This is a genomic window from Chryseobacillus diguaensis (assembly GCF_049220665.1).
GTDB lineage: Bacteria > Bacillota > Bacilli > Bacillales > Bacillaceae > Metabacillus_B.
The window spans coordinates 533061-558312 of record NZ_JBMKNV010000001.1; the positions used below are offsets into that span (position 1 = coordinate 533061).

Sequence of the window (25252 nt, forward strand, 5' to 3'; positions counted from 1 at the left end):
AGTCAACTTCAGTCTTTTAGCTGAAGTTGACTTTTACTGCTATTATTTCTTTCTATTAATTATTGAACATCAATTCTATCAGTTGGAGGAGCAGAAATTGGTGCATTTTTGTCTTGAATATATTTAACTAATGCGTCTAAATCCACTGGTCCAGCAATTTGATTTTTTCCCTCAGTGAATTTTGTGAATCCATCGCCGCCAGAAGCAAGGAAGCTATTAACTGTTACAGTATATTCTTTGTCAGGCGCAATGTCATTTCCAGCACTGTCAGTCAATTTTATCATTTTTTGGCCAACTGGAGCATTTTGATCCCAAGTAACTTTTAAACCAGAAACTTGTAAAATCTTTTTGTTATTATCTATAAATTGCTGTTCTAATACTGCTTTTATTTGGGCACCTGTAAGGGTCATTTTAGTTAGTGTATTATTAAATGGCTGGATGCTAAATAAATTTCCCCAAGTAATTGTACCTGCATTTAAGTCTGCTCGAATTCCGCCCGGATTCATAAATGCGAAGTCTGATCCCATTGCAACACGCTGTGCATCTGCAATGAAGTTACCAAGAGCGGATTCACCACTGGCATCCGGAGTTCCAGTAATTGCTTCTTTTGCTTCCCCAATTTGTTTATTAATTTTTGGAGCTACTTCCTCTTTATATTTATCTACCATGGCTTTTACTTCTTGGTCTGGCTTGATCCCATCATGGAATGTTGTAATAACCTGACCTGATTTTTTTACGATATCTTTCGTTTTAGGATCTATTTCTAAATCAACATCAGTAAATGCTGTTCCATAGGAATATCCTTGAACAATCAATTTGTTATCGACTGTGGTATTAGCATAGGCATGATTATGACCGGCAAAAATGACATCCACTTCATCATCTGCGTTGTTTGCAATATTTACAGCATCCCCTTGAGGATTCGTTCCATCCGGATTTGAAGAAGCAGGATTATGCGCCAAGACAACGATTGATTTTACTCCATGCGCTTTTAATAGTTTTGCATATTTGTTAATAGCTTGTACTTCATCGGTAATTTCAACACCTTTGAGCATCGTTGGCATAACTGTTTTCTTTGTCTCTTGCGTCACAACTCCTATGAAACCAATTGGCATTCCATTTACTTTTTTAATAAAGAATGGAGGAAGAATCGGTTTTCCATTTTTCTGATCAATTGCATTAGCGCATACATAAGGGAAGTCTGCACCTTCAAAGTTACCAGTTGCCGGATGATTGCCTCCATAAATGAGACGTTTCATTTCAGGGACACCCTCATCAAATTCATGGTTTCCGATCGTACTTACATCAAACCCAATCTTATTAAAAATTCGAATGGTAGGCTCATCCTGCAAAAGGGCTGATGTTGGAGAACTTGCTCCAACAGTATCTCCAGCAGAGACAGTTAAAGTGTTTTTATTTTGTTTCTTATATTTTTTTATATAGGCAGCTAAATATTCAGCACCGCCTACTTGTTTTCCATTTACTGTTCTATAATTGTCAATCTGGCCATGAAAATCATTGACACCTAATAGTTGAACATGAATACCTCGATTCGAAGGGTTTTCTGGTTGGGGTGAAGTTTCACCAAAGACTGCCGCTTGCGGAGCTAATAATCCAAATAATAATGCCGTACTTAAAGCAGCTTTCTTTACAATTTTTAACTGTTTCATCTAAGTTGTTTTCTCCTTTCGAATAATAAGTTTAATAGTTTACGTGACTTAAAAGGAAAAAAATCTCTCTGCAGCAACCAGGAATAATTTTAAGAGTGATTACTTTTTTATAGGACTATTTGCACTTCTTAATCACGAAACTATTTATTATGTTAGCATATATTTAAAAGTTACTATGTAAATATAATATATTTTTTGTGTAACGTTTTTTTTAGGATCATAAACACATAATCAAACATGCGGGAACAGTTAAGGAAATACTTACAATCGGGCTTAAATGAAGGTTTATGTTGAAATAGCCTCAGGAGAATGATTGCAAATATAAAAATAAAGAATGATACATAAATTCTCGGATATTGATTATGTTATCCGGAGTTTAAACCCAGCAGCCATTTTGGATTTTGTTTTAATTAAAATTTAATTTCGTGCCAATGCTGATAATAGAAGCAGCCAGAAGCCAAAACTATTAAATATTACTAACGCGACGGAAACCAAACAAAATAAAAAAGGGAACGATTAGTGTAAAACGCAGATGGAAATGAAAAAACCTTCCAACTATAATTGGAAGGTCAGCCATAACAGTTTAATAGAATCCTTAAAGGGTTTCCATTTTAAACATTTTAGGCTTTAAAATGATTTAAGGTTATTTCGGGAACCTCTTATTCCAGGTTAGGTCCAAGTCACGTTAGCCTGTTTGACCCTCTTGCGTAACCAAGGAGATAAATCATGACAAAAGCTATAAGAAAAAAGCTTATTCCTAAATAGAACTGATTTTTTACTTGTGCAAAGTTAAAATCTTTTAGGTAATTCGATTAAGGCCTTTTTTAGAATCAGTCAATTTCTGTATATGGATCATGCTCACTTGCAGGCAGGTCCAAATTCGATCATAATGCCCTAATCGTCTAATAAATGCTCATAATTCTCATGCTCATTAGTAAGATAGACAGTGATGTTACGCCCATTAATGTCAACACCAACAAAGTTTTCGAAATCCTCAACATACCCGGTGTTTCTTCGGATTCTACATACATGTCATTATAATCTTTTGGAGGGTTGTAGAAATCAGAAGGAGACTCGGAAGTCCCATAGCTTGCAACATCTTGCCACGAATCCTCTGCATCATAGGCTACATTTTCATCTTGTTCATCTAAATCAAACTTTCCAAACGGAGGCATTAAGACACCTTCTTAACAAAAAAGTTAAATTATGGGGATAAGAAAAATGTTCCAGAAGCCAAATTCTTTATTTAATGGCTTCCCCATTTTAAATTCAGTTGTTGAATTTCCTCTTCATGAGTTATTCCTGACTTGGAAGGTGTTTCCAATATAAAGGGAATATCAATTAGAACCGGTGATAACACGAGTTCCTCGAATTGATTTTCTCTAATATAACCATTGTTAAAGATGTTCGTATGCCGGTCTTTTCCTTCCCGGATTTTATACATCGAATTATTTAGGTGGATCACTTTCAAATGTTCAAAATATCCCAATTTCTGCCCGTTTTCTAAAACTTCCAACCAATTATCACCTGTCCAAAGTCCACTGGCAAACGCATGGCAAGTATCAAGACAAAACCCTATTTTTTCTGGATAATCACATAATTTTCTCACTTGTACAAGTTCTTCAAAGGTTGTCCCTATAGAACCAGGTTTACCCGCATTGTTTTCCAATAGAATTTTACAATCCCCTTTCCATTGGCTAAGAACAGAATTTAACATGCTTATCATTAATTGATAGTCTGCCAGTGGATCATTTCTATGTACTTTTTTTCCAAAATGAACAACTACTCCTTCAGACCCGCATGCATTTGCGATTTCTAAATCATTTAGCAGTGAACTGATGGTTATCTCTCTTTTTTCACTGGAAGGGGTTAGACTTGTTGGATAAGGTGTATGGGCAACAGATGTCAACTGATGTTCGCAGCAGTATTCCTTACAAAGTTTTGCTTCTGTCGGATCGTAATTTTTGATTGTCAAACTCCTGGGATTTTTAGGGAAAAACTGATAAGCAGCAGCATTTAATGCTGCTGCTTGTTTTGCTGCACCCAAATACCCTTTCCGTATGCTAACATGACATCCAAATTTCATGAATATCCCTTCCGTTCAATAAACTTAACCAGATACCAGTAGTCTTGTATCTTTTACGGTTGTAATGTGTCCGTTTTTTTCATTTTAAATACACATTGGAACAGTCCCACTTAGTATAAGGAGTAATTAAGACTGTCGTTGAATGTAAACAAAATAAAAGCCAAGAATAAACTGACAAATAGGCAAATAACTATTCCTCTTTGAACATGGACAAATACACTGTTCAGCTGGAAAAAGGCATTACGATTGGCATTAAACAAATATTGAAGCTAAAACAGTGATTGTTATTGCTAATAAGGCTGAAAAGAAGGTGCCATGTCTGCTCTTTTAAAAGGGGAAGTGGATGAGAAATATCTAGTAACAGCCTTAAACCTACACCAGAACTGCCATTTCTATATTGACAAGGAGGCAAATCCGCTACATTAATCAGATCCAAAGCAGGGTTAAACAAAAGAATAAAGATAAAGCTGAAAGCAGCCTGCCGGCTGCTTTTTATTTGTGATTTTTTCCTTTTGCCCTGCGAATAGTACATTTAGCAGGCTGTCTAAGATTAAACTAAAATCAATACGCTGTTGAGAATTTTTCGGGTTTTTTTCAAAATCTGCTGTAAACTGCTACTCTATTCTTGGAATAAACCAAATCGTTAAAAGAGCAATAGGAAATAGAATTAAGTAATAATACTACAGTACTTTCTAAATTAAAGACAGGACTTTTAATTGTCTTTACTTAGCATAGGTATACCTAGTAATAATTCAGATAAATTATGTATCTTGTGATAACATTTGTTTTTAAATTAAGCGCAGTTTTAGGTTGTGCCACCTAGTTAATGACTAATTAAAGACGTTGACTTTAATTAGTGTGTTTTGTACAGTAACTTTAAAGAAAAAATTTCCATATTTGCGTACATCGGATATGAAAGGAGAAACATGGCCAAAATTTACTGAATATTATAATTATTTTAATGAACTCAGGGGGTGCAATAATATGGTAGAAGAAGCCACTCATTTTAACAAACTGCAAGGTGGCAGATCGGTATTACCTGATATTGCTTTACGACGTTCTCATATTTGGATTTATATCGTAGGAGCTTTGGGTTACTTTTTTGATGCCTTTGACGTTTTGCTTGCTTCATATGTGATTCCGTTAATTGGCCAGGAGTGGAATGTTGCCCCATCTATGTTGGGATGGTTTGCTACAGTAGGCTTTTTAGGTATGGCGGTAGGAGGCATTTTATTTGGTAGTCTTGGTGATCTAGTAGGTAGAAAAAAAGCGTTTATTGGTACTATTTTTCTTTATTCTGTTTTTTCTTTGCTATGCGCTGCGGCACCGAATGTAACGCTATTATTTCTTTTCAGGTTTATCGCGGGAGTAGGACTTGGTGGTTGTCTTCCTGTTGATATGGCTATGTTGTCTGAATTTATGCCCCCGAAATATCGAGGGAAATTAATTGCTTTTCTCGGTGTTTTTTGGGTAGGTGGTGCCACAACAGTAGGCTTTGTGTCTGCATGGCTCAGTCCTTTTCAAAATTTCCGGTTGATTTTTCTTGCTGCAGGGTTACCTGTACTATTAATTTTTTTTATTAGACTGGCCATTCCTGAATCGCCACTCTATTTGTATTGCAAAGGAAAGGTAAAAGAAGCCAATGTAATCCTTAGGAAAGTTCATGGTATTGAGATGGACGCGGGACAGTTATTTGAACATAATGACTCTGGAGCGGGATTTAAGAATAACGAAAAGATTGTTAAAGGGTTGTTTGCTTCCTTGTTAAAAGTTTGGAGGTTTAACCCAGGTATAACATTAATGGTTTGGTACGCGTATGCAAGCGTATTATTTATCTACTATGGTGTCATTTTATGGCTGCCCAAAATATTAATTGCTAATGGATATAAAACATATGCCGCTTTTTTATTTACATCTTATATAACATTAATTGGACTACTTGGAGTCGTTCTATGTATTTTTCTTGTCGATAAAATGGGCCGAAAGTGGTCTCTTGCACTTAGCTTTATTTTTATGGGAGTCGCATTATTTGCTTTTGCTTTTACTCTTCACGCTCCTACGAGCAGTTTTATTCTCTTGGGTACCTATATGTTTTTTGAGTCAATTGCTCTTGCTATTCTTTATGTTTATATTCCCGAATGCTATCCTACCTTGCTTCGTGTTAGTGGGTTTGGATGGGCCACAGCAATCACAAGGATTACTTCTGACTTTTCACCGCTTGTCTTTGCTGCTATATGGGGGAAATTAGGATTAGTTAATACAATGTCAATCGCAATGATTACTTTAGCTATAGCTGGAGTTCTCATTCTAAGACTCGGTAAAGAGACAAAAGGCCATCTGTTATCATAAAAGTTTTTTTGTGATTCTTTAAAACTTTATACGTTTAAATGACTTATGATCTGGTTAAAAGCTACACTCAATCCTGGCACATACTATATCCGGATAGGTGGAACTGAAGAACACCAAGTACAGTTTTATGCCATCCATTCTTCGATACCAGGAGTCACCACCAAGTAAGTTAAAATGATCCAAGCCACAAAATATGGATTTAAAGCATTTCACAAAAAAAGGGTGTCGATTTTTTCGACAGCCTGATAGGAGCCTCATTAAGGTTTCAAACGAATTTCACGATTCATTTCTTTTGTCTACCATCCGATGCTGGAAAACGGCGTCCTGATTCCTATTACCGCCTATTTAATGCAACGGTTTACCACACGTGAACTCTTTCAAGCTTCCATGATTTTATTTCTAGCAGGAACAATTTTTTCAGCCGTAGCAAACAGGATTTCCTGTCTTGTTAACCGGACGTATGATTCAGGCGGCCGGTGAAAGGTATCATTATGCCCTTGCTTACGCATGTTATTTTGACGATCTTCCCTCGTGAAAAGAGTCGCACATGTCACTCAGTCTTTTATAAGAGATAACAGCTAAAATTCCGGTAGTTTGTTCAATAAAATAACCAAACATAACTTTAAAGAAGCCAGTAACAATTTAGAAGGCAAATCAACAATTTAAAATAAATACAAAAAATACGAGTTGTATCCTAAGGAGGAAATTGGATGTTAAATAAACCCTAAAGACTATCATCATGATGTTTTTTTGAAACGCTCAGCAGATAATTTCTGGAATTTAAAGAACCATATAACTCCCATATAGGGCACAATGAGAAAGGAAGATGGCTATGAATAATTCAGATAAAATCGTACCAGAGAAAGCGATATTGAGTCTGTTTAGTGGTAAAAGCGGTGAAAATCCATTTCCGTTATTCGCACAGATGCGGGAACTGGGATGCGTTATTCCTATTTCGAATCCGATGGGTAGTACGGATCGTCCAGCCTGGATGGTTACGCGTATGGAAGAGGCGATGCAGGTGCTCAAAGATCATGCCCGCTTTACTGTAGACGGGAGCTCCATCGATGGCAACAGTGACATCAGGCAAAACATTGCTGATCCATCTGCTCCCCCTACCTTCTTTTCCGGAAAATCCATGCTTTCTGTAGATGAACCTGATCATCGACGGTTGCGAATATTGGTATCCAAAGCCTTTACGCCTAAATATATGGAAAGCTTACGTCCTCGTGTTCAGGAGATTGCTGACAAATTACTCGATCGGGTACAAGATAAAGGCGAGATGGATCTTGTTAAGGACTATGCCTATCCCTTACCGATCAATGTCATTTCTCATATGCTTGGGGTGCCTCAAGCAGACCAGGAACAAATCCATGGTTGGTCCGCGGCCATCGCGCACGGCCTGGGCCTAGGAAAACAAGATCCAGGGGTTGCGGAACAGCTACGCGCCTTCGGGGAATACATTGTGCAGCTTGTGGCCGACAAACGCCAGCATCCTGCTGATGACCTAATCAGCCAGTTGATTGCCATTGAAGAGGAGGGAGATCGACTCGACGAAGCAGAATTAATTTCAATGATCTCGCTATTGATCTTTGCCGGCCATGAAACAACCTCGAATTTGATCGCTACGGGCACTATGATGTTATTGGATCATCCCGAGCAACTTGAAAAGCTAAAAGCCGACCTCAATCTGGTTCCTGCAGCCGTGGAAGAACTGTTGCGTTTCAATGGGCCCGCCACAATCGCGGGACCGCGTTTTGCCACTGAAGATATCGAGCTTGCCGGGCAACAGATTAAAAGGGGAGATATGGTCATTCCCGTACTGAAATCAGCCAATCGAGATGAGATCCAGTTTATGGATCCAGAGGAGCTGGATATCACCCGCACAATCAAACGTCATCTCGCTTTTGGACATGGCATCCATATGTGTTTGGGATCGCCGCTTGCCCGTGTGGAAGGAGACGTTGCGTTTTCCACCCTGTTGAGACGCATGCCCAACCTGCGTCTCAGCGTACCTCGGGAGAACGTCTCCTGGCACTTCACGCTGAGTTCACAGGGGTTAACCTCCCTCCCAGTCTTTTTTTAATAGAGGAAAAGAACTGCCAGTCTCGCGCGAAGGGGGCAGAGAAGAACATTCGAATTTAATTCTGAGGTCACTGACTATAATTATCCATTTTTAAAAGCGGATGACCTTAAGGTTCCTCAGGTAGCAGTGTCAGGAAAAAATTCAAATGTAAACATTGAAATCACTCAGGCAAAAGAACTGCCTGGAACAGCTATTGTAAAAGCATCAACAATGGGTTATTATCTAAGACCTATGAAATCAATTTTACCGTTTCTGACCAGGTTTATTTGAGTGATATTGACTGGAAAAGCGGAACAACAGGGTGGGCCGCCATTCAAAAAGATAAATCTGTAGACGGAAATGCCTTAACTTTGGCAGCCGAATCAGGCATAAAAACATTTGATAAAGGAATAGGAACACATGCCAATTCTGAAATTGTATATGACCTTGCTGGAAAAGGATTTTCAACGTTCCAGACTTATGTCGGGCTAGATCAAGAAACCAATGGAACTGGATCCATTCAGTTCCAGGTGCTTCTCGATGGGACCAATGTCTTTGACAGCGGCAAAATGACGAAATCCTCCCCTGCTAAGCTGGTGAATGTAGATGTTAAAGGTAAAAAAGAACTTACACTGATTGTTACCGACAATGGGGATGGTAATTCGAATGACCATGCCGATTGGGCAGATGCAAAGTTAAAAGTTGAATAGTTTTAGCTGGGAGGACGGTTATACTAGCCGTCCTCTTGGCTTATCTACCTATGTGTGAATTTTTAAATGTTGCTCTGTTAATGTTGTTAACTCTATGTATGGTTTTTGTAAAACCTGCTCCAAAAGTCTTTTTTCTTCGCTTCGGAACAAGTAAGATTTTATTGAAGGAGACATCATAACTTTCTTTCGAACTGCCAAATTCACAAAGTGGAAAAAGTGAGCATTTTCGGAGGAATATACATAATAGGAGGGACATCATGCGAAAAACCACTATCACAGCAACTGCAATTCTATTAATTAGTACCGGGTTAACGGCTTTTTCAGCGTCTAATAGTACCGGGTTAAATGCTTTTGCGATGTCTAATAGTACTAATTCAGCAGCTTTGGCAAAGGCAGACACGGAAGGGCAGAAACTAACCACTCAGTTCCAGAAACTTTCGCGAAATACCACATGGCAGCAAAAAGAAAAAATTGACCTTCAATTTAACAACTATCATTCACAAGGTATGGTTCGAGTCGGGGACCTCTTTTACATGTCTTCAGTTGAACTTACTGAAAAGCCAGTAAAATATGACCAACCTCAAGGTGGATATGACCGCACTCCGGGAAAAGGAATTGGTCACCTTTTTGTTTTTGACAAACAAGGTAAGCTTCTAAAGGATATCCGATTGGGTGAAGGAAACATCTATCATCCGGGAGGCATTGATTTTGATGGTAAAAATATTTGGGTGCCAGTCGCCGAATACCGCCCAAATAGCCAGTCTATTGTCTACAAAATTGATCCTAAGACCATGAAAGCAGAAGAAGCGTTCCGAGTTCATGATCATATCGGCGGATTGGTCCGTGACGGTCAAAATGGGCAAATTACCGGTAACAGCTGGGGCTCACGCAAATTCTATAAGTGGAACGAAAAAGGGCAGCAGCGGCTTGTGAAAGAAAATCATAGCCACTTTATAGATTACCAAGACGGGCATTACATTGGCCAAGGGAAAATGATTATGAGCGGGATCTCTGAACTTCCTAATCCTGTAAACGGTAATTCCAAGCCCTATGAGTTGGGTGGATTAGCCTTAATTGATATGAAAACGATGGATACGATCCACGAAGCTCCAATCACTGAGTTTTCTCCTCAAGGACATGTCATTACCCGCAATCCAGTATTCTTGGAGAATGCAGGTAAAGAGCTGCAGCTTTACGCTGTTCCGGATGATGATCAGGGGTCCTTGCTGGTATATGAAACTAACAATCTCAATATTAAACAGTAAGCTTTGTATGAGATTATTAAATTGAAGAACATTGGGAATGGATTTCCTAAGAATCCATCCAGCGATCGCTTTGTTTACCAGAAAAAACACCCGGCATCTTTAGCACTTAGATGATGCCGGGTGTTTTCTGTATGTTAAATCATTAGAGTTGAATTTTTCCCATATGGCATTTTATGACCTTTAGGGTTCCCAAAAAACCGAATGTAATTGCTTATTGATTAAAAGCTTTACATTATATGAGATCGGCGGCTAACTATCGCTGTTAGTTATAGATTAGCTTTCCTATGAAAAAAAGCCCCTTATGGTTCTAGTTTGCGTTATGCAAACTAAAAACCATAAGGGCCTCGATTTCAGAGTTCGTTATTTATTAGAATTTATGTCGCCAGAAGGTAATCCGGAGATGTAGCCGACTCCGCCAGTCTCTTGAATGCCGAGGCTCTGTTTCATCGCTTCTGATAGTTTCGCTTTGTCGACTGCTGTAATTTGTTTACCATCAATATCTTCACCGGGATGCTGATAGTTGCTTAATACATATCGGGAGTTTTTAAGATTGTCAACTGCTCTTAATCCTGTTGCTTCAGCTCCAACCGGAACGGAAAGAATTCTAGATAATTTCTTTGTTTTAACATTATAAGCCCATACAAAGTTATTTGTGTGAAGGGAGCTGTCTTCTCCAATAAATAATGTGTTTAAATCGTCTGAAAAGGTTAGATTATCAGGATTTGCTACTTTATCTTGTGCAGCCGTATTACCGTAGGCATCTGGCTTTGCTAAATCCTCTCCAACAACTAATCCTTTCATAGCAGAAGGTACGAATTCACTATCAACCTTGCTGCCGCCATTGTCTTTTTGCTGGCTGGCCAAATCTAGCTGGTAGGTTACACCAGATTTAATAGCAGGCAGTTGAATATCGTCTTGAACGCTGCCTTGTTCTTTTTCCATGCTGCCGCTTTGATTGGAAATAGCAACATACGCTTTTTTATCTTTTTTATTGACGGTGATGCCTTCCATTTTATTAAATTCGGAGGTCGCACCTAACAAGGAACCGTACCTGCGAGACTCTAGGAAAGCAGCCGCTTTTTCCATTCCGGGTTTTACTTTAAGGTACTCGACATTTTTACTTGCTGCAGTTTTGACTGCCTTATAGCCATCGGTTGGCTTAGTTGCTGTATCAAAAATATCGCTAAACTTTGTACCCTTATCGATAATGGATTTTACTTCTTTGTCGGTTGAATGACCGAGTTTAATCCATTTTAATTTTCCTGCTCCGCCATTCTCAGAACCGGTTTGATTAAATTTGGCTGCATAAAGCGTTCCAGCAGAAAAATCTTTCTTCTTATCTGCTACATACATAAACATCATCGTATTTGAGCCATCATCACCAAACAATGCTGTTTTGTTGTCAGGTAAAACCTGCATGATTTCATGTGAAAATCTTCCGGTACTATAGTGTTTAACAACGGATGGTTTACCATTTGAATCGACTGAGATTTCAGGAGTCCAGCCATAAAAGTAAGGGTTAGCTTTTGACTTATCTCCAAAATACAAATTAGCAAAGTTCGTGACAGCTTTATTAGCCTTAGAGGAAGGGTCTTCAAAAGCGCGTGCATCTGGTTCATATTCTTCTGAACCAAGATGAGTTCCCCAATCTGTAGTAGATCCATTACATGGAGTCCACAGTCCATTTACATTTGAAAAATCAATTTTTTTCGAGTTGTTAACAGTTAGCTCGCCAGTTTTATTATTTCGATCTACTTGTGTAAGAGTCATGGATGCTGGAAGACCAGAAACTTCATTTCCTGCATTATCCTTTGAATCATACTCATAATGAGAAATAATATAAGTTTTTCCTGCCACTGTAATGAGGCTGTTGGAATCAGGTGCATCAGATACATAATAGGAAGGATGTTCTGGAACACTTTTATCGACAATCGGATTTCCTTTAGCATCAATAGGAGTACCAGCTGGAATCATTTCGCCTTTATTATCAACAATTTTGTCTTTAGATAAAAAGAGCTGATTGTAATTAAGAGGGGTCTCTTTTACGCTGCCGTCTTTATAAGTAATTTTTAGTTTAGCATCAGTATAGGTTCTGACCATGTTTTTAATATTGCTTGGAGCTTTCATGGAATTAAATTCTACACTTTTAATTTGATTGTTTTGATGATTTGCAGATTGTTGTTTATCCTGCGCAGCTACAGCCGTAATTGATGAAGCCATAATTGCCACAGATAGACCAATGGATACTGTTTTTTTCATTATTTAGTTTCCTCCTCCTAAATTTTTGTACAAATCCTATTTAACCATTTTACTATTAAGGAAATATTAATTAATAATAACTAGTGTTGAACAAATATTACAATCAGACGACATATCAGACTATATTTATATAATAATTTGTTGAAAAGAAAGCCTCCTAATAAGAGAACAGATAGGCAGAGGAGTTAAAGAAGCCATGCATTTTAGACAGCGATATTAAATTTTAAGATTGGAGTGCAATCGCAATAATAATAGCAGTAGATCAATGAATAACAAATTCGCCATGATAAAATGCTGAATCCTATTGATGGTGATGCCGGTGATTCAGTAGTAACCTATCAAATTTATGATGTAGGAGCCGGAACATATTACATTCACGTTTTAAATATGAATGGAAATGATTCTGGATCTTCTACTTATGTTATTGGCTCAGATGTAATCTTCTCTGATGGAGGCGCAGTTGACACTATGCCGCCGGACCGTCCAAGAGTCAATAAAGTGGACAATAATGACAAGGTAATTACCGGCATTGCAGAACCCTATTCTTTTGTTGGAGCATTTTATCACAACAAGGTAGCGACTGGCGCCTACGCTGACGGATCAGGACGCTTTACATTAAAAGTGAATCGACCGTTTAAGGCAGGAAGTGTACTGGACATCGTTGCGCAAGACAGCAACGAGAATATCAGTGCACCAACAACCGTAATGGTGCTTGATAAGACTCCACCAAGGCTGACAGTGAATCCTATTAATTCAAAAAGTACAGCAATCAAAGGACTTACAGAGGCTGGATCCAGTATAAAATTAATGAGAGGCAGCGATCGCTGCAAGAGGATCTGCTGACAGCAAAGGAAACTATAGAATTGGGATCAGCAGACAGAAGAGAGGAACCAAATTTACTGAGGTAAGCTCAGATAAAGCAGGCAGCCAAAAGTCTGTTACCATCAATTGTAAAATAAAAATATTCAGAGGGCATTTTACTTAATTTAAGGGAAAGAAATTAAAGTGGGAGTTAGTTGGTGGATCTGGTGGAAAATATTATAAATAAATAATTGTTTTGAAAATTTCCTTTATGTCTCAATTGACAAGATTACTTGTTGAAATGAGACAGTTTTTTTGTTGAGATTCAACTGCCTAGAATATATATTATGTAAACTTAAAAAAGATCCAAACATCCCATAAGTTTATTCCCTCATGTTCCGATAATTTATTATAGGTAAACTTTCCTTCTTCAACTCCCTCAGTTTAATTCGATTATCTCCCGAATACTCGCTTATTTGCAGGATTCCATATCCCTTTAATTAGGTTTTACGGTTAAATGAACGTTATTTAGTGCATCTTCATACACATAACTGTTTCTTGCTATTTTTTTAACCCTGGCATCATATTTAAGTAAACCTTGAACAAATGATCCTAAATATGAAATTCCTTGTCCTTCCCGTTCTAGTGCTTCTCCTATAGTTCTAAGGGGAACAGCTGCAGACTGTTTTTTTAGGTAGTCTATCGAATTTCGTATTATTTTGTGGAGTTTTTTATTACATTAGTTTTTCTATTTCCTGGTCGTGATAACCGGCCGGGAGAGATCCTGGCTCTTTTTTATTTTAAGCGAAAATGACACTTATTTGTTATTACCGTGTAATATCATTCCTTCTCTTCCCTTCTGTTGCCGGCAATTACAAATGCCTTTCAAACAAATTAAATATTACAGGTATTGGTATAGGAGCAATTATCCTTACTACTATTTATACAGCTATTTTAGCTTCCCAACTAATGACTACAAAGCACAAGGTCGATTATCTTTACAACAAAGAGATAACACTAAATAAATAGGTGATTAATTTAACAGTGAAAAAGTTCACCGTTTTAATTTTCCCCTATGCATAAGTTCGGAGTTTGAGTCAACTTTTCTTTTTTTCTGAATCCTCTAACTGTTCCAGCCTCATTTTTAATGCTTCTCTTTCATTAAAAAAAATCAATTTAGTCACTCCAATACTATTTTTTGTCATATTAAATTATAAAATGAAAGAATGTAACTGTATTCTTAACTTTTCACATAAAAAACTCTCCAGGTGCAACAGGAGAGTAAATTTAAAGCTATTTAAATAAAACCTGTCCACCTTCACTTTTATTATCTAACTTTAAACACATTACGCCCAGCTGTTTTTATTTTGTAATGAAATAATGCGTACCTTCGAATAGTCAGCGGTATTCTTCCTAGTTTAAATTATACATATTATGGATATAAAAAGAATTGGAGTGCTCAACAAAGTAAAATAAACCGTGTGATAAGGAGTTATTGCTTGCTTAAAAAATACTTAATTTCTTCTATAAATGAGTATGAACTAAACATAGACGAGGTAAACGAAATTATAAGGGTAGCAATATTTAATAACGGCACTCATTAACATTCAACACTTCCCCTTAAACACAGAGTTCTAATTCTAACAACACAGCAGATTTTGAGTAAATCCAAATTATCGTTAATTTTTGAAAATGCGTTATTCAACAATCCTGCCCTATACACAAAGAGAGAGAGCGCGCATTCTTACTCCTGAAATGCGCCCGATTTCTTAAAAAGAAAAAGTCGTGGCTATGCAAATGCTCACGACTTTTTCTGTAAGAATAAAAATGAATTTAACTGTGTGACATAGTAGCCTCTTGATGTATTCAGAAAGCTGTTTATCTATCCTCAATTTCTCTCCTATTTCAGGATTCTCTTTATAATAACGTTGAGCTGCTTTGGCTATTTCAGGATCCTCAAAAGTCAACTTATTGACGAATTCATTCCATTGTTTTGCCAATTGTGTTACGTCTAGATTTTCAGGTGATGTCCCCTTCTCATATTCCACACGTATCTTTGCAGTTATTTCAGACCATTCACTTACATACTGCTTTCTTTTCTCTAGTCCAATCTGTTTGAACATCTTTTCCTGTTGCTCTTGGGTAAAATATTCAGCGGCTTGTTCTAAAAGGGGAAAAAGATTTATTTGCCTCTTCTCCAGCTGTTCCGGTCCATGACACTCTTCCTGCTGTTTTTGCTATGCGGAATCCAAACAAGGGACTGGAAGGAACGACTGTTACACCTAGCGGTAGATATCTGTATACCGCACTACAAGGACCCATCATTAATCCTTACGGTGACGGTTCTGCCCCGCCAAAAGGATCAACGGCCATCCGTGTCATTCGCTATGATCTGAAACACATGGACAAAGATCCAAAGGAATTTTTATATGTATTGGACGGTAAACACTTGATCTCCGATATTGCTGCCTTAGATGATGATCATGTTCTTTTTGATGAAAGAGACAGCGACTACAGCTATAAAAGTATTTTCAAAGTTGATTTTTCAACAGCGGCCAATCCTACCAATATTTTTGGTCTCCTGGACGGCGAAAGCTTAGACAAAACAGATGTGACGCTTGAAAACACCGTCATGACTCCCTACGCTCCAAATAAAACCTATACTGTTACGCCAACTGTTGGTGACCCGGTAACTGTAAAACCTATACAAAAAACGCTATTTGTAGATGCCAAAGAGCGCGGATACAATAACTCCAAGCTTGAAGGGATCGCGATGCCAAATGATCATACCCTGGCACTCACTAACGATAATGACTTTGGTGTTCAGGACCCGGACCCAGAACAAGTGTGGCTATATAATCTGACGGGAACCGCTCGTTTCGCCACAGACGTTTTCACCAACGGTTTATGTCGACTCTGACGGTCCTGAGAATGAAAATGGACTGAGCGCAGGCTTTACAGTCCACTCTCACCAGCCTAAGGGTTCAAAGATGAGTGATTGAAGAAAGCATATCAACTTGCAAATAAACTTGAAATAATAATTATATAATCTGGCACAAAAACTCACAGTTCTTAAATAAAAGCTCATACGCCCCTAACTCCGTTACTTTTATCTGAGTTCAGGGCGTGCAGGTATAAAAAAAGTGTAGTACACCACTGGTATTCCTTTTACATATAACGATCGGGTTTGGAATTGTAGAATATCCAAGAGGATTAATCAATCATATATAAACCCATCTCCAAGGAGGTAGGTTTTTGGTTTTAATTCCGATAACGTATTAAAGGATATACAGACTCCTTACATTTAAGTAAGGATAAGAAAAAGGGATGTTTCTTTTATAATAATGGAGAAAGCAGGCGAGCACTTTGGTCCATAATGCGCTGAGTCAGAGGTCGTTGCAGCAAGTCTTCGATCTTTAAGGGAACAGAATCAGTAAGATCTAGCTCGAATTGCTGTGTGAGTTCTCTTGCTACATCAGCGCTGTACAAGATTTCACAAACCTCATAATTCAGACGAAAACTTCTCATATCATAGTTTGCTGCTCCTACTTCTGCAACCTCCTCATCGATGACCATCAGCTTCGCATGCAACATCCCTTTGTCGTACTGGTAAATATGGACTCCAGCTTCTAAAAGTTCCCCGTAATAGGTACGGCTTGCATAGCCCACGATTTTTTGATCAATGTGGCGAGGAACCAGCAATCTAACACGCACACCACGAGCTACAGCTGTCTTTAATGCCATGATAATATCTTCTTCTGGTACAAAGTAGGGTGTCGTTATATCAATCGACTTGCTCGCTTGGGTTATACATATAAAGTAAGCTTGACGAATAACTGGAGTGGGTACTCCAGGATTTCCTTCCAACGTATGGATGTAAGCTTTTTGCAATCTCCCTTTCTCCGGGGATTTGTCTATGGCGGACACCTCAGATGCCAATTCGGTTGACCATCTGGAAAGACCTGCGCTACTGGTTCGACCGACTTCTTGTGATTTAGTGGGTTTTTTCGGTATCTTAGATTTTATTTTCGATTCTACCTGTTCAGGCAAAGCAATATCCCAATGGACATCGAAGATAGTCTGCAAATCGACTGCTGCTTCCCCTATGATTCGCAAATGAGTGTCCCGCCAGAATCCAACGTCTGGTTTTAATCCTGTATATTCATAACCCACGTTGATGCCACCAGTAAAGGCTTCCTTTCCGTCGATCATAACAATCTTACAATGATCACGGTAATTCCAATTGGATATAATCCAGGGAAAGCGTAAAGGAAATATTGTCCGGCATTCAATCCCTGCATTTATCATTTGAAGAATTTTGTAACGCGGAAATTGTTTGCTTCCAAAACCATCTTTAATAAAACGAACCTGAACTCCATTTGCTGCTTTTTCGATCAGAAGTTCTGTGATGCGATTACCAATTTGGTCATTCCGATAGATGTAATATTCCAGATCAATGCTCTTTTGGGCATTTTGTAGGGATTCTATGAGTTGATCATACTTTGGTATTCCATTGTTGAGGACTTGGACTTGGCCGACTCGAAATCCATGCACAGTGAAATGCCGTAAAGCATCAGCAATACGCATTGCTGAATCACTGTATGTATCAGGTAATTTGTCAGACTCATTACCAGATGAGGTCAATCTTTTCCGATGAACACGCTTGGGATTTGATGTACTGAGATATAGCCAATAACCAATGATAGGTAAAATAAGGGCGATTGTTATCCAGTTTAATGCTTTGGAAGGCCGACGAACTTCCCTAATTGCTATGACTAGCATAAAGAACGTATTTATAAGATATAGATAAAAAATCCACACCAACTGAAATTCCTCCCTTTTTTTCTTTAGCATGTACTAACAATATAGCGAGTATGCTTAGTATATTTTTTATTTTTAGTATTATCTTTTTAAGTAAAACTATGGGATTTTTGTATTTTTAATAGGAAGTACTGTATTCATTTTTTAATTTTTTTCATTACTAAATGGCTAGGTAAAAAGCAAATTCCCAACTTTCTTTTTTTGAATATTTCTGGACGTTTGAAAGTATTGGTGCAGAAATTTTTAATGGTATTGAACATAAAATTTTAATGCCCAATTTTTTCAAAAAGTTGACATTTTAACTCGGTCTGTTTACTTCTGAGATCACATGCTTGTACATATATTTGAAATAAAAGGTGATTTATATTTTTCAAAAAACAATGGCTATACTTATAGGTAGTCTATTACTGAGTATAGGAATAAACGGTTTTTTAATTCCTCATCATTTGTTAGACGGAGGGATAACAGGGATTGCTCTCATCCTGAATTATTACATTGGTTTTCCTGCAGGTTTAGCCATGTTTCTTTTAAGCATCCCTCTATGTATTTATGCGTGGATTTATGAACGAACCTTTTTTTATAATAGCTTTATAGGTTTGAGTTTTTCTTCGATAATGATAGACTGGTTAGCGCCCTTAAGAACCCAATTTTTGTTTTCAGCCTTCATCAGTGTTTTATTTGGAGGAGCATTAAGTGGAATAGGAGTGGGGTTGATGCTTCGATATAAGGCAAGTACTGGAGGAACCGATTTGCTAGCCCAATTTATATCGAAAGCTTTCTCCGTAAATACAGGGGTTGTTATTTTCATGATAGATGGGCTCATTGTAACAGCAGCGTTTAATATGTTAGAGTTAAAAGCATTCCTTTTTTCTTGCTTAACTATTTGCATCATTGGAATGATTACTTCATTGATGGCAAGACCAATAGATAAGGAATGAAAAAATGGTAATTATTTGACTTGTTCGTATGAAGAAATGTTCAAATTATAATTACCATTCCAATGGATTCTTTGGATATTCGGTGTATCCTGGGCTAAATCTTACTAATGATAACTTAGCCGTTTTTTTGTTTTCTTGTTTTATATTTCATGGATTCGACTCATTGTGGGGACAAAATAGAAAGGTGAATTTTACTTTTTCACAATCCCAGCTGAATTACGAAAGAAAAACTGTAAAACCCACCTTGGGAAGCCTATTTTTAAAATTACAAAATAGGTTGGGAACCCTCTATTCAACCCCGATATCCCTGCTTCTGCATCTGACTAAGTATATTCGATGTTAAAAAGACTCCAACAGGAGGCACGGTAGTACTAATAATGGGAGATCCAGTTAGACTTTTATCAGTTGTAGCAATCCAGGTTCCATACTCACCTGCTTGTAGAGAGGGAGGTTTCATAATAAAACGTCCACTTAAAATAAAATGTCGAATTTTAATCTGGGGATCATCAAATATGGTTAGGTTGCCAGAGAATGTGGCATAAGGGGAATCAAATGTGATTTGTTTGGTGCTTTCATTCCAAGATCCTTGAATTTGAATAGGTGTACCACGAAAATTTACCGTACCATCTACCCTGTTATCTGGAATAGAGTTAATGTTGAGTGTACCCCGAACAATTGGTCTGCCAGCTATTGCAGCGTCGATACCCCACTGTGATGGAAATGGTATACTAATAATGGGTTTCTGTTCAGTTTCCAAAGTTAATCTCTCCTTGCATTTAGTGCTTTAGCTAATGCATTGAAATGATGGATAAAGTGATATGTTTAGTTATTGCCCTGTTGAAAGGAACAATAAAAGTATATGCATCGAGTATCATATTGGATCCAAAGAAAGATGGAAGAGTATGCTGGGCGAACAAACAAAAAAAACACCCAAAGGATGCTTTATAAAAAAATTAATAAATTGGGTATGGTGGATAATATGGATATGGAGGATATGGATACCAGTAAACATATCTATATGGACCGACTAACGTACTAACCAATAAGCCGCCCAATGCTCCGCCCAGTACTCCTGCTAGAAAAGGGTTAACGAAATAGGGTCGCCAAAAAAATGGGGGTCTCCAAAAAATAGGAGGTCGCCAAAAAAATGGTCTTACAGGTCTAATGAAAAAAGGCCTTATAAATCGTTCATTTGTATTTGTTATATCGTTCTGTTGAGGCATAACCTGTACTTCTGAACTCATAAAAACAGTCCTCATTTCTTTTTGTTATAAACATATGCGTTTACCTAACCCGTTTCTTGTGCTCATATCATGGTTTTAAATAAATTGCAAAGCAACCTTGGCAATTTGCTCAGTTTTCAATAAAACAAAAATTTGTCCGTTAGAATAGACTAACCTAAGTAAATGAAATTTTTAAATCCCGCTTCTTTTGAATCTGGATCATCTATCCAATATTGACTCATTAATTCTTCATGCCATCTTTCTTTTATTTCTTTTTCCGCAGCTAAGGATTCTCTCCCATTGAGACAATCTAAACAGTAATCAACATCCTTAAACTCTTTCCAATCACCGTTTATCTCATCTTTATACTGATAAGCCAAGACTCTATGACAATTGCAATATTTGCAGACATAGTAATGGTATTTGGCTTCAATAGGCAGAACATGTTTGTTTGATTCTGATGTCTCTATGCATCACTTCAACACCCGTAAAGGATCAGGCATAGTTGATAAGGGATTTTGAAAGTCGCTCATTTTTATCCTCCTTACTTCATCAAAAAGGTAAATCATCTTCTCCAAAATCTTATTTTCTATGATTATCCCAATCTTCTTGGCTCTATGAGTCAGAACCTTTTTTACTGAAATAACCTTTTTTCACATACTTTGGATCATCTTTGTTGAGAGATGAGCATTTGCATTTTGTTTTAAATAAGTTTTATTACCTTTATTGTTTTTGTTTCTTTTATGGTCTTCGTTTGATTACCTTGGAACATATCTTGTTCATTCTTATTCATGGTTTAGCTCCTTTAACCGATAAAAAAGCTAACATCAAAAACTATTATAGAGAAAAACTCATGATTGAAATAAAACTTGGAGCACTAACATTGAATATAGTCTCAGAGCGTTTTAAGAAAAGAAATGAAACTAGCGATCAAGATCATTATTTAGCACATGGTATAGGTTGAGAATAGAGGTGAATACCTATGTTTGCAAGCCCAATGCTGCTTGATAAAATAAAGGAGCCTTTTTCCGATCAAGACTATTATACAGAGTTAAAATTATCAATACCTAAATCGTAAAAAGCCACAATAAATAAAGGGTGAAACATATTATACATGGCTAATATGTTTCACCCTTTTAATACTTGTTCAACAAATGCGTCCGATTGCTGAATATGGGAAGATGTAAAAAGGCTACAAAAATGGCACTTTAGTTATTTTACTAAGCACCCGTTACTTCAATAAGAAAATAGGCTTTTCCCCTTTTTAAAGTAAGTACCTTTTAACTTTATTAAAAAGAAATTTTATTAATGTTTAATTACAATTTCTCCTTCGCCTGTTGGTTCTTCAAAACCATTAAGGAAGGAAGTTAAAATGTCATCTGTTATAGCGAAGGCAGCATTTGCATCAAAACGTTGGCTTCGTATCTTAAGTCGTTCACGCAAATCATTAGGATGAACTTTCAGATAAATAAGTTTCCATTTTCCTCCAGACTCTTCAATTAGCTGTTTATATTGGTTCCTTCTAGAACGTTGCCAAAAACTGAAGTCAACTACCACATTATGTTTCTCCTGAATTAACTTTATCAATTGATTCCTCAATTTTATTTCCGCGTCTTCCTTGAATTTCTCATACTTTTCAACTGGGAAATCTATCCCATACCGACCATTTGTAGCCCAAATTTCTTCATCAATAGAAAGGCGTACAAAACCTTCTTTTTCTAATTGTTGGGCGAATGTAGTTTTTCCCGAACCTGCTACACCACAAATCATTACCACTATAGGGGTAAAATCACCTCGTTCACGATAAAACAGGTAATCTAAATTGAATTTTTCAACCATCAATATACACCCCTCTGATGTTCAGCTATAAACAAATTCCATAAATATCCTATTATTAACTATATAAATGCTTTATAGGCTTATTCCACTAAACTGCCTCTTTAGCATTCCTGTAGAGAGTAAATTTTAGGCTTTGATAAAAAAGGAGCCCCTCTTTAAGATGAATGTATCCCAACATAACCATCTAGGAGGAAGCCCTACTATGAAGTTTAAAATGCAGGACAGACAAAATCAACTCATTGAACGAATTTCTCCCCAACATCTTATTGTAGGTATTGATATTGCCCAGCAGCTCCATGTGGCTCGAGCAGTCAATTTTCGTGGGAAGATACTTGGCAACCCGCTAACCTTCAAAAACAATGAGGGTGGTTTCACCACTTTCCTTCAATGGATGGAGAAACTTCAAAAAGAATACCAATTAACGGATGTAATCATCGGTATGGAACCAACTGGCCATTATTGGATTAACCTCTCGACTTGGCTTTTTGAACAAGAGTTAGAGGTTGTAACAGTAAACCCCTATCATGTAAAACGGAACAAAGAAAATCGTGATAATACGCAGTCTAAAAGTGATTTTAAAGACGCTTTAGTGATCGCTGACATGGTTAAGAATGGCTACTACGCTTCCATCCAACCTTCCTCTGAGGAGTTTGAAAAGCTCCGAGTACTTATGGCCAATCGCGATACGATTATGAAACGGCTTGTCAGATCAATCGATGGGTGGACTTGGTGTTTCCAGAACTTCGAGAAGTCTTTAAAAATGTGACGGGAAAAGGAGCTATTACAACCTTGCGGTTATTCCCGACTCCGCAAGAAGTCCGAGGTCAAACACCACAAGACATTGCATCGAGCTGGAAACAACACATGAAAAGACAACCTGGACTTAAGAAAGCCATTTTACTCTTTCGAGTCGCACAGCAATCTGTGGGTACTGAATTGGCGTTAGATGCCCATCGTTTTCATCTCCAGCAATTATTAGAGGAATATGATTTAACGACTTCTCAGCTCGAAAGAGTTGAAGAGACAGTACGTGAGGTCTTAAACCTCGTTCCCTACATTGATAACTTGCGTTCCATAAACGGGTTGAATACCATTTCAATCGCGGGAATCTTAGGTGAGGCAGGTGATCTCAGCCAGTTTTCTCATGGGAACTCCCTACTTCGACATGCGGGACTCCATCTCGTTATCTCTAAAAGAGGACGGTCACGATTAAGAAGGTTTCTCTATATGGCTACCATGAATTTGATCAATAACAATCAGGAGTTCAAAGCTAGACATGCCTACAATGTGCAAGAAAGAGGTATGCGTAAAATGAAATCGTTAATGAAGCTGATTGGTAAGTTCGCCCGTATTCTTGTTGGAATGACCAAGAATCAAGAAACTTATAATCCAGAAAGGGTACGACTCTTAAACGCTGCTTAACTATCTTCCTTATAAGAGAATTAACCAAACGCTATGTATTGAATATTGATGTATTCGCAGGATCTCAAATATGTACGGAGTACTGGGTGTATTGAACAAAAGGGCTAGGACCGTTCCGTTAGCATAACCAGCCTCCACCCTTTGGACAGGCATGACGAAGGAATGAAAGGGCATTTGACCCGTAGAGACATGGGAGGGTAAGCCTCCAAGGGCGACGTGGAGCATATGTGCATTATATGGAATATAATGGAGTCTACTAGATCTCCTCTATTTCCCTATGCCCACTTTACCTTATACTCTTACATTTCATAGAATTAAGTTAGCCCCTTCATCTCAATAAAGAAGTGAGATCCTGCGAATACATGAGTATTTAAGAGGTTTTTCTTAGTTATCGAGGGAGTTCAATAAAAAAGCTGCCGTAGCGACCCTATTTTTAACTAAATCTCCCTTTATCCCAATAAAAAAAAGACCGCCGTAGCGATCAAATGCTCATTGATAGACGACTTCTCCAAGGAATATTTCAGGAACTCCTTCATAAAAATTAACTAAATCCTTTAATCCTTCTTGACTGACTTCACTTTGAAGAACGGATTGTAGTGCTGCTCTAGATTCAAAATAAAGAGTCGTTGTAAGCTGGTAAGGAGGTTTTGAACCGTCCATTGCTTGAAGGAATTTCGTCACTTGGTATCGCTGCATACCCAAAGGCTTTAGGACTTCATTACACCAAGTCAAGTGTTTGTTTCGATAGTATTCCTCATTAAAAGGTACATCCGTTTTATAGCAAAATGTGATCGTTGCCATATTAATCCTCCCTTTTTGACATTCCTCTATATTTATATTCATTTGAGCAAAGAATATGGCTCTCAAAACTATATACAATTCATTAATATTACTTCCGAGCGTAGAATCCATCTTTAATTAAACTGCCAGTTAGTGAAAAAGTGACTGCTCTTATTGAACAATCGCACCCGTTAGCTGAACAACTCTATGGATTATTTAGTCTGTTCATAATTTCCTTTGGATTAGAGATACCGTTCTCAATAAAAATAGTTGCCCAATCCTTAAACAATTTCATATAAGCTTATTCATATTTGAATTTAGGTGGGCTACTAGGCATACATCCAATCCAAGCTTTGACCCTGAGCATAAACTGGTTATATGTCTAATTTCAATAAGGAGTGAACCTCGAATTATGGAATATATACGACAAAATCCAACCTATGCCCAGAATCCTTGGGGTCTTGAAAATTGTATCTTTCGTTTCACGTATTTGTGGCTTAGAAACGGAGACAATTTCTGGTTTTTTTTGACGACTGTCGGGCATCAAAGAGTTTATGGCAATAGGTTTTTCGGCGGAAGATGGAATCAATATTCGGTTGCTTTAAGAGATATTGTTAACTTCCATTGTTCTCCTCCAACTCCAACTCTATATTAAAACACTGCGTCTGACCTCCGTAATCGTATCGTTCAGTCTTACTTTAGAAGCGTTTGGGATTTCGCATAATTAGAGATCGTTTTTTTGAATCGAATACTGTGATCACCAGATATCCGCCACCTGCGTGTTCCCTTCCATCATATATAGAACGTTAATCATTTCGGTTAGCGTTCATATACTGAAATTAGACTAAATTCCAAAACGAACATAAGTTTAATCCTGAGGCTGCGTTAAACTGCCCGTTAGTGGAACAAGAAAAAAAGAGCTGCCGCAGCAACCCCGTATTGAAATTAATTCTATTTAATACCCTTCCCACCCATTGTTTGTAGGGTGCTAATTCTCTCTATTCCAGTAATGATTTGTTTTGCC

20 protein-coding genes and 3 pseudogenes are annotated in these 25252 nt (G+C 37.6%); 11 read left to right on the forward strand and 12 right to left on the reverse strand.

Annotation, left to right across the window (positions count from 1 at the left end; all coding sequences use genetic code 11):
• Positions 1-59: 59 nt before the first annotated feature.
• The 3 genes and pseudogenes from ACOT8F_RS02645 to ACOT8F_RS02655 all read right to left on the reverse strand — a co-directional run bounded on the left by ACOT8F_RS02645 (position 60) and on the right by ACOT8F_RS02655 (position 3756).
• A complete protein-coding gene (locus ACOT8F_RS02645; protein WP_421649986.1) occupies positions 60-1670 on the reverse strand; it encodes a bifunctional metallophosphatase/5'-nucleotidase in 1611 nt (536 codons plus the stop codon).
• 894 nt (positions 1671-2564) lie between these two features.
• A pseudogene (locus ACOT8F_RS02650) lies at positions 2565-2857 on the reverse strand (yteA family sporulation protein); the annotation flags it as partial.
• A gap of 59 nt (positions 2858-2916) precedes the next feature.
• Entirely contained in the window at positions 2917-3756 is an 840-nt protein-coding gene (locus ACOT8F_RS02655) for a deoxyribonuclease IV (RefSeq protein ID WP_421649987.1), read from the reverse strand.
• A gap of 984 nt (positions 3757-4740) precedes the next feature.
• Between ACOT8F_RS02655 and ACOT8F_RS02660 the strand changes: the two genes are divergently transcribed.
• From ACOT8F_RS02660 to ACOT8F_RS02680, 5 genes and pseudogenes are all read left to right on the forward strand, one after another.
• Positions 4741-6105, forward strand: coding sequence for an MFS transporter (locus ACOT8F_RS02660; protein ID WP_421649988.1), 1365 nt, complete (start codon positions 4741-4743; stop codon positions 6103-6105).
• Between the two features lie 306 nt (positions 6106-6411).
• Positions 6412-6644, forward strand: a pseudogene (locus ACOT8F_RS02665) (MFS transporter); the annotation flags it as partial.
• 293 nt (positions 6645-6937) lie between these two features.
• A complete protein-coding gene (locus tag ACOT8F_RS02670; RefSeq protein ID WP_421649989.1) occupies positions 6938-8191 on the forward strand; it encodes a cytochrome P450 family protein in 1254 nt (417 codons plus the stop codon).
• Positions 8192-8457: 266 nt separating this feature from the next.
• The gene (locus tag ACOT8F_RS02675) at positions 8458-8880 is read left to right on the forward strand and encodes an NPCBM/NEW2 domain-containing protein (protein WP_421649990.1); all 423 of its coding nucleotides are present in this window, start codon (positions 8458-8460) and stop codon (positions 8878-8880) included.
• Between the two features lie 257 nt (positions 8881-9137).
• Positions 9138-10145, forward strand: coding sequence for a DUF6454 family protein (locus ACOT8F_RS02680; RefSeq protein ID WP_421649991.1), 1008 nt, complete (start codon positions 9138-9140; stop codon positions 10143-10145).
• Between the two features lie 360 nt (positions 10146-10505).
• On the opposite strand, the gene ACOT8F_RS02685 is transcribed toward ACOT8F_RS02680, so the two are convergent.
• Complete coding sequence (locus ACOT8F_RS02685; protein WP_421649992.1) at positions 10506-12404, reverse strand: PhoX family protein; 1899 nt, start codon at positions 12402-12404, stop codon at positions 10506-10508.
• Positions 12405-12695: 291 nt separating this feature from the next.
• On the opposite strand from ACOT8F_RS02685, the gene ACOT8F_RS02690 reads away from it, so the two are divergent.
• On the forward strand, positions 12696-13247 hold the full coding sequence (locus tag ACOT8F_RS02690) for an Ig-like domain-containing protein (protein ID WP_421649993.1): 552 nt from the start codon (positions 12696-12698) through the stop codon (positions 13245-13247).
• A 1055-nt stretch (positions 13248-14302) separates the two neighbouring features.
• On the opposite strand, the gene ACOT8F_RS20930 is transcribed toward ACOT8F_RS02690, so the two are convergent.
• Both ACOT8F_RS20930 and ACOT8F_RS02695 read right to left on the reverse strand, forming a co-directional pair.
• Positions 14303-14410: a hypothetical protein gene (locus tag ACOT8F_RS20930; protein ID WP_489672220.1), complete on the reverse strand. Its 108-nt coding sequence runs from the start codon at positions 14408-14410 to the stop codon at positions 14303-14305.
• Between the two features lie 564 nt (positions 14411-14974).
• Positions 14975-15406: a TipAS antibiotic-recognition domain-containing protein gene (locus ACOT8F_RS02695; protein WP_421650043.1), complete on the reverse strand. Its 432-nt coding sequence runs from the start codon at positions 15404-15406 to the stop codon at positions 14975-14977.
• Between ACOT8F_RS02695 and ACOT8F_RS02700 the strand changes: the two genes are divergently transcribed.
• Positions 15355-16125, forward strand: a complete 771-nt coding sequence (locus ACOT8F_RS02700) for an esterase-like activity of phytase family protein (protein ID WP_421650044.1) — start codon at positions 15355-15357, stop codon at positions 16123-16125. The genes ACOT8F_RS02695 and ACOT8F_RS02700 overlap by 52 nt on opposite strands.
• A 416-nt stretch (positions 16126-16541) precedes the next feature.
• Here ACOT8F_RS02700 and ACOT8F_RS02705 read toward each other — a convergent pair whose 3' ends face one another.
• A complete protein-coding gene (locus tag ACOT8F_RS02705; protein ID WP_421649994.1) occupies positions 16542-18029 on the reverse strand; it encodes a phospholipase D-like domain-containing protein in 1488 nt (495 codons plus the stop codon).
• A 377-nt stretch (positions 18030-18406) separates the two neighbouring features.
• On the opposite strand from ACOT8F_RS02705, the gene ACOT8F_RS02710 reads away from it, so the two are divergent.
• On the forward strand, positions 18407-18964 hold the full coding sequence (locus ACOT8F_RS02710) for a YitT family protein (RefSeq protein WP_421650045.1): 558 nt from the start codon (positions 18407-18409) through the stop codon (positions 18962-18964).
• A 292-nt stretch (positions 18965-19256) separates the two neighbouring features.
• Here the strand turns inward: ACOT8F_RS02710 and ACOT8F_RS02715 are convergent, their stop codons facing one another.
• From ACOT8F_RS02715 to ACOT8F_RS02720, 3 genes are all read right to left on the reverse strand, one after another.
• Entirely contained in the window at positions 19257-19721 is a 465-nt protein-coding gene (locus ACOT8F_RS02715) for a hypothetical protein (protein WP_421649995.1), read from the reverse strand.
• A 196-nt stretch (positions 19722-19917) separates the two neighbouring features.
• Complete coding sequence (locus ACOT8F_RS20935) at positions 19918-20223, reverse strand: hypothetical protein (protein WP_489672221.1); 306 nt, start codon at positions 20221-20223, stop codon at positions 19918-19920.
• Between the two features lie 134 nt (positions 20224-20357).
• A complete protein-coding gene (locus tag ACOT8F_RS02720) occupies positions 20358-20567 on the reverse strand; it encodes a hypothetical protein (protein ID WP_421649996.1) in 210 nt (69 codons plus the stop codon).
• Positions 20568-20863: 296 nt separating this feature from the next.
• On the opposite strand from ACOT8F_RS02720, the gene ACOT8F_RS02725 reads away from it, so the two are divergent.
• On the forward strand, positions 20864-21151 hold the full coding sequence (locus ACOT8F_RS02725) for a hypothetical protein (RefSeq protein WP_421649997.1): 288 nt from the start codon (positions 20864-20866) through the stop codon (positions 21149-21151).
• A 341-nt stretch (positions 21152-21492) separates the two neighbouring features.
• Here the strand turns inward: ACOT8F_RS02725 and ACOT8F_RS02730 are convergent, their stop codons facing one another.
• On the reverse strand, positions 21493-22026 hold the full coding sequence (locus tag ACOT8F_RS02730) for a P-loop nucleotide/nucleoside kinase family protein (protein WP_421649998.1): 534 nt from the start codon (positions 22024-22026) through the stop codon (positions 21493-21495).
• A gap of 202 nt (positions 22027-22228) precedes the next feature.
• On the opposite strand from ACOT8F_RS02730, the pseudogene ACOT8F_RS02735 reads away from it, so the two are divergent.
• Positions 22229-23448: pseudogene (locus ACOT8F_RS02735) on the forward strand (IS110 family RNA-guided transposase).
• A gap of 489 nt (positions 23449-23937) precedes the next feature.
• On the opposite strand, the gene ACOT8F_RS02740 reads toward ACOT8F_RS02735, so the two are convergent.
• Entirely contained in the window at positions 23938-24249 is a 312-nt protein-coding gene (locus tag ACOT8F_RS02740) for an EthD family reductase (RefSeq protein WP_421649999.1), read from the reverse strand.
• A gap of 391 nt (positions 24250-24640) precedes the next feature.
• Here ACOT8F_RS02740 and ACOT8F_RS02745 point away from each other — a divergent pair, with 391 nt between their 5' ends.
• Positions 24641-24883: a transporter gene (locus tag ACOT8F_RS02745; RefSeq protein ID WP_421650000.1), complete on the forward strand. Its 243-nt coding sequence runs from the start codon at positions 24641-24643 to the stop codon at positions 24881-24883.
• Positions 24884-25252: the final 369 nt, after the last annotated feature.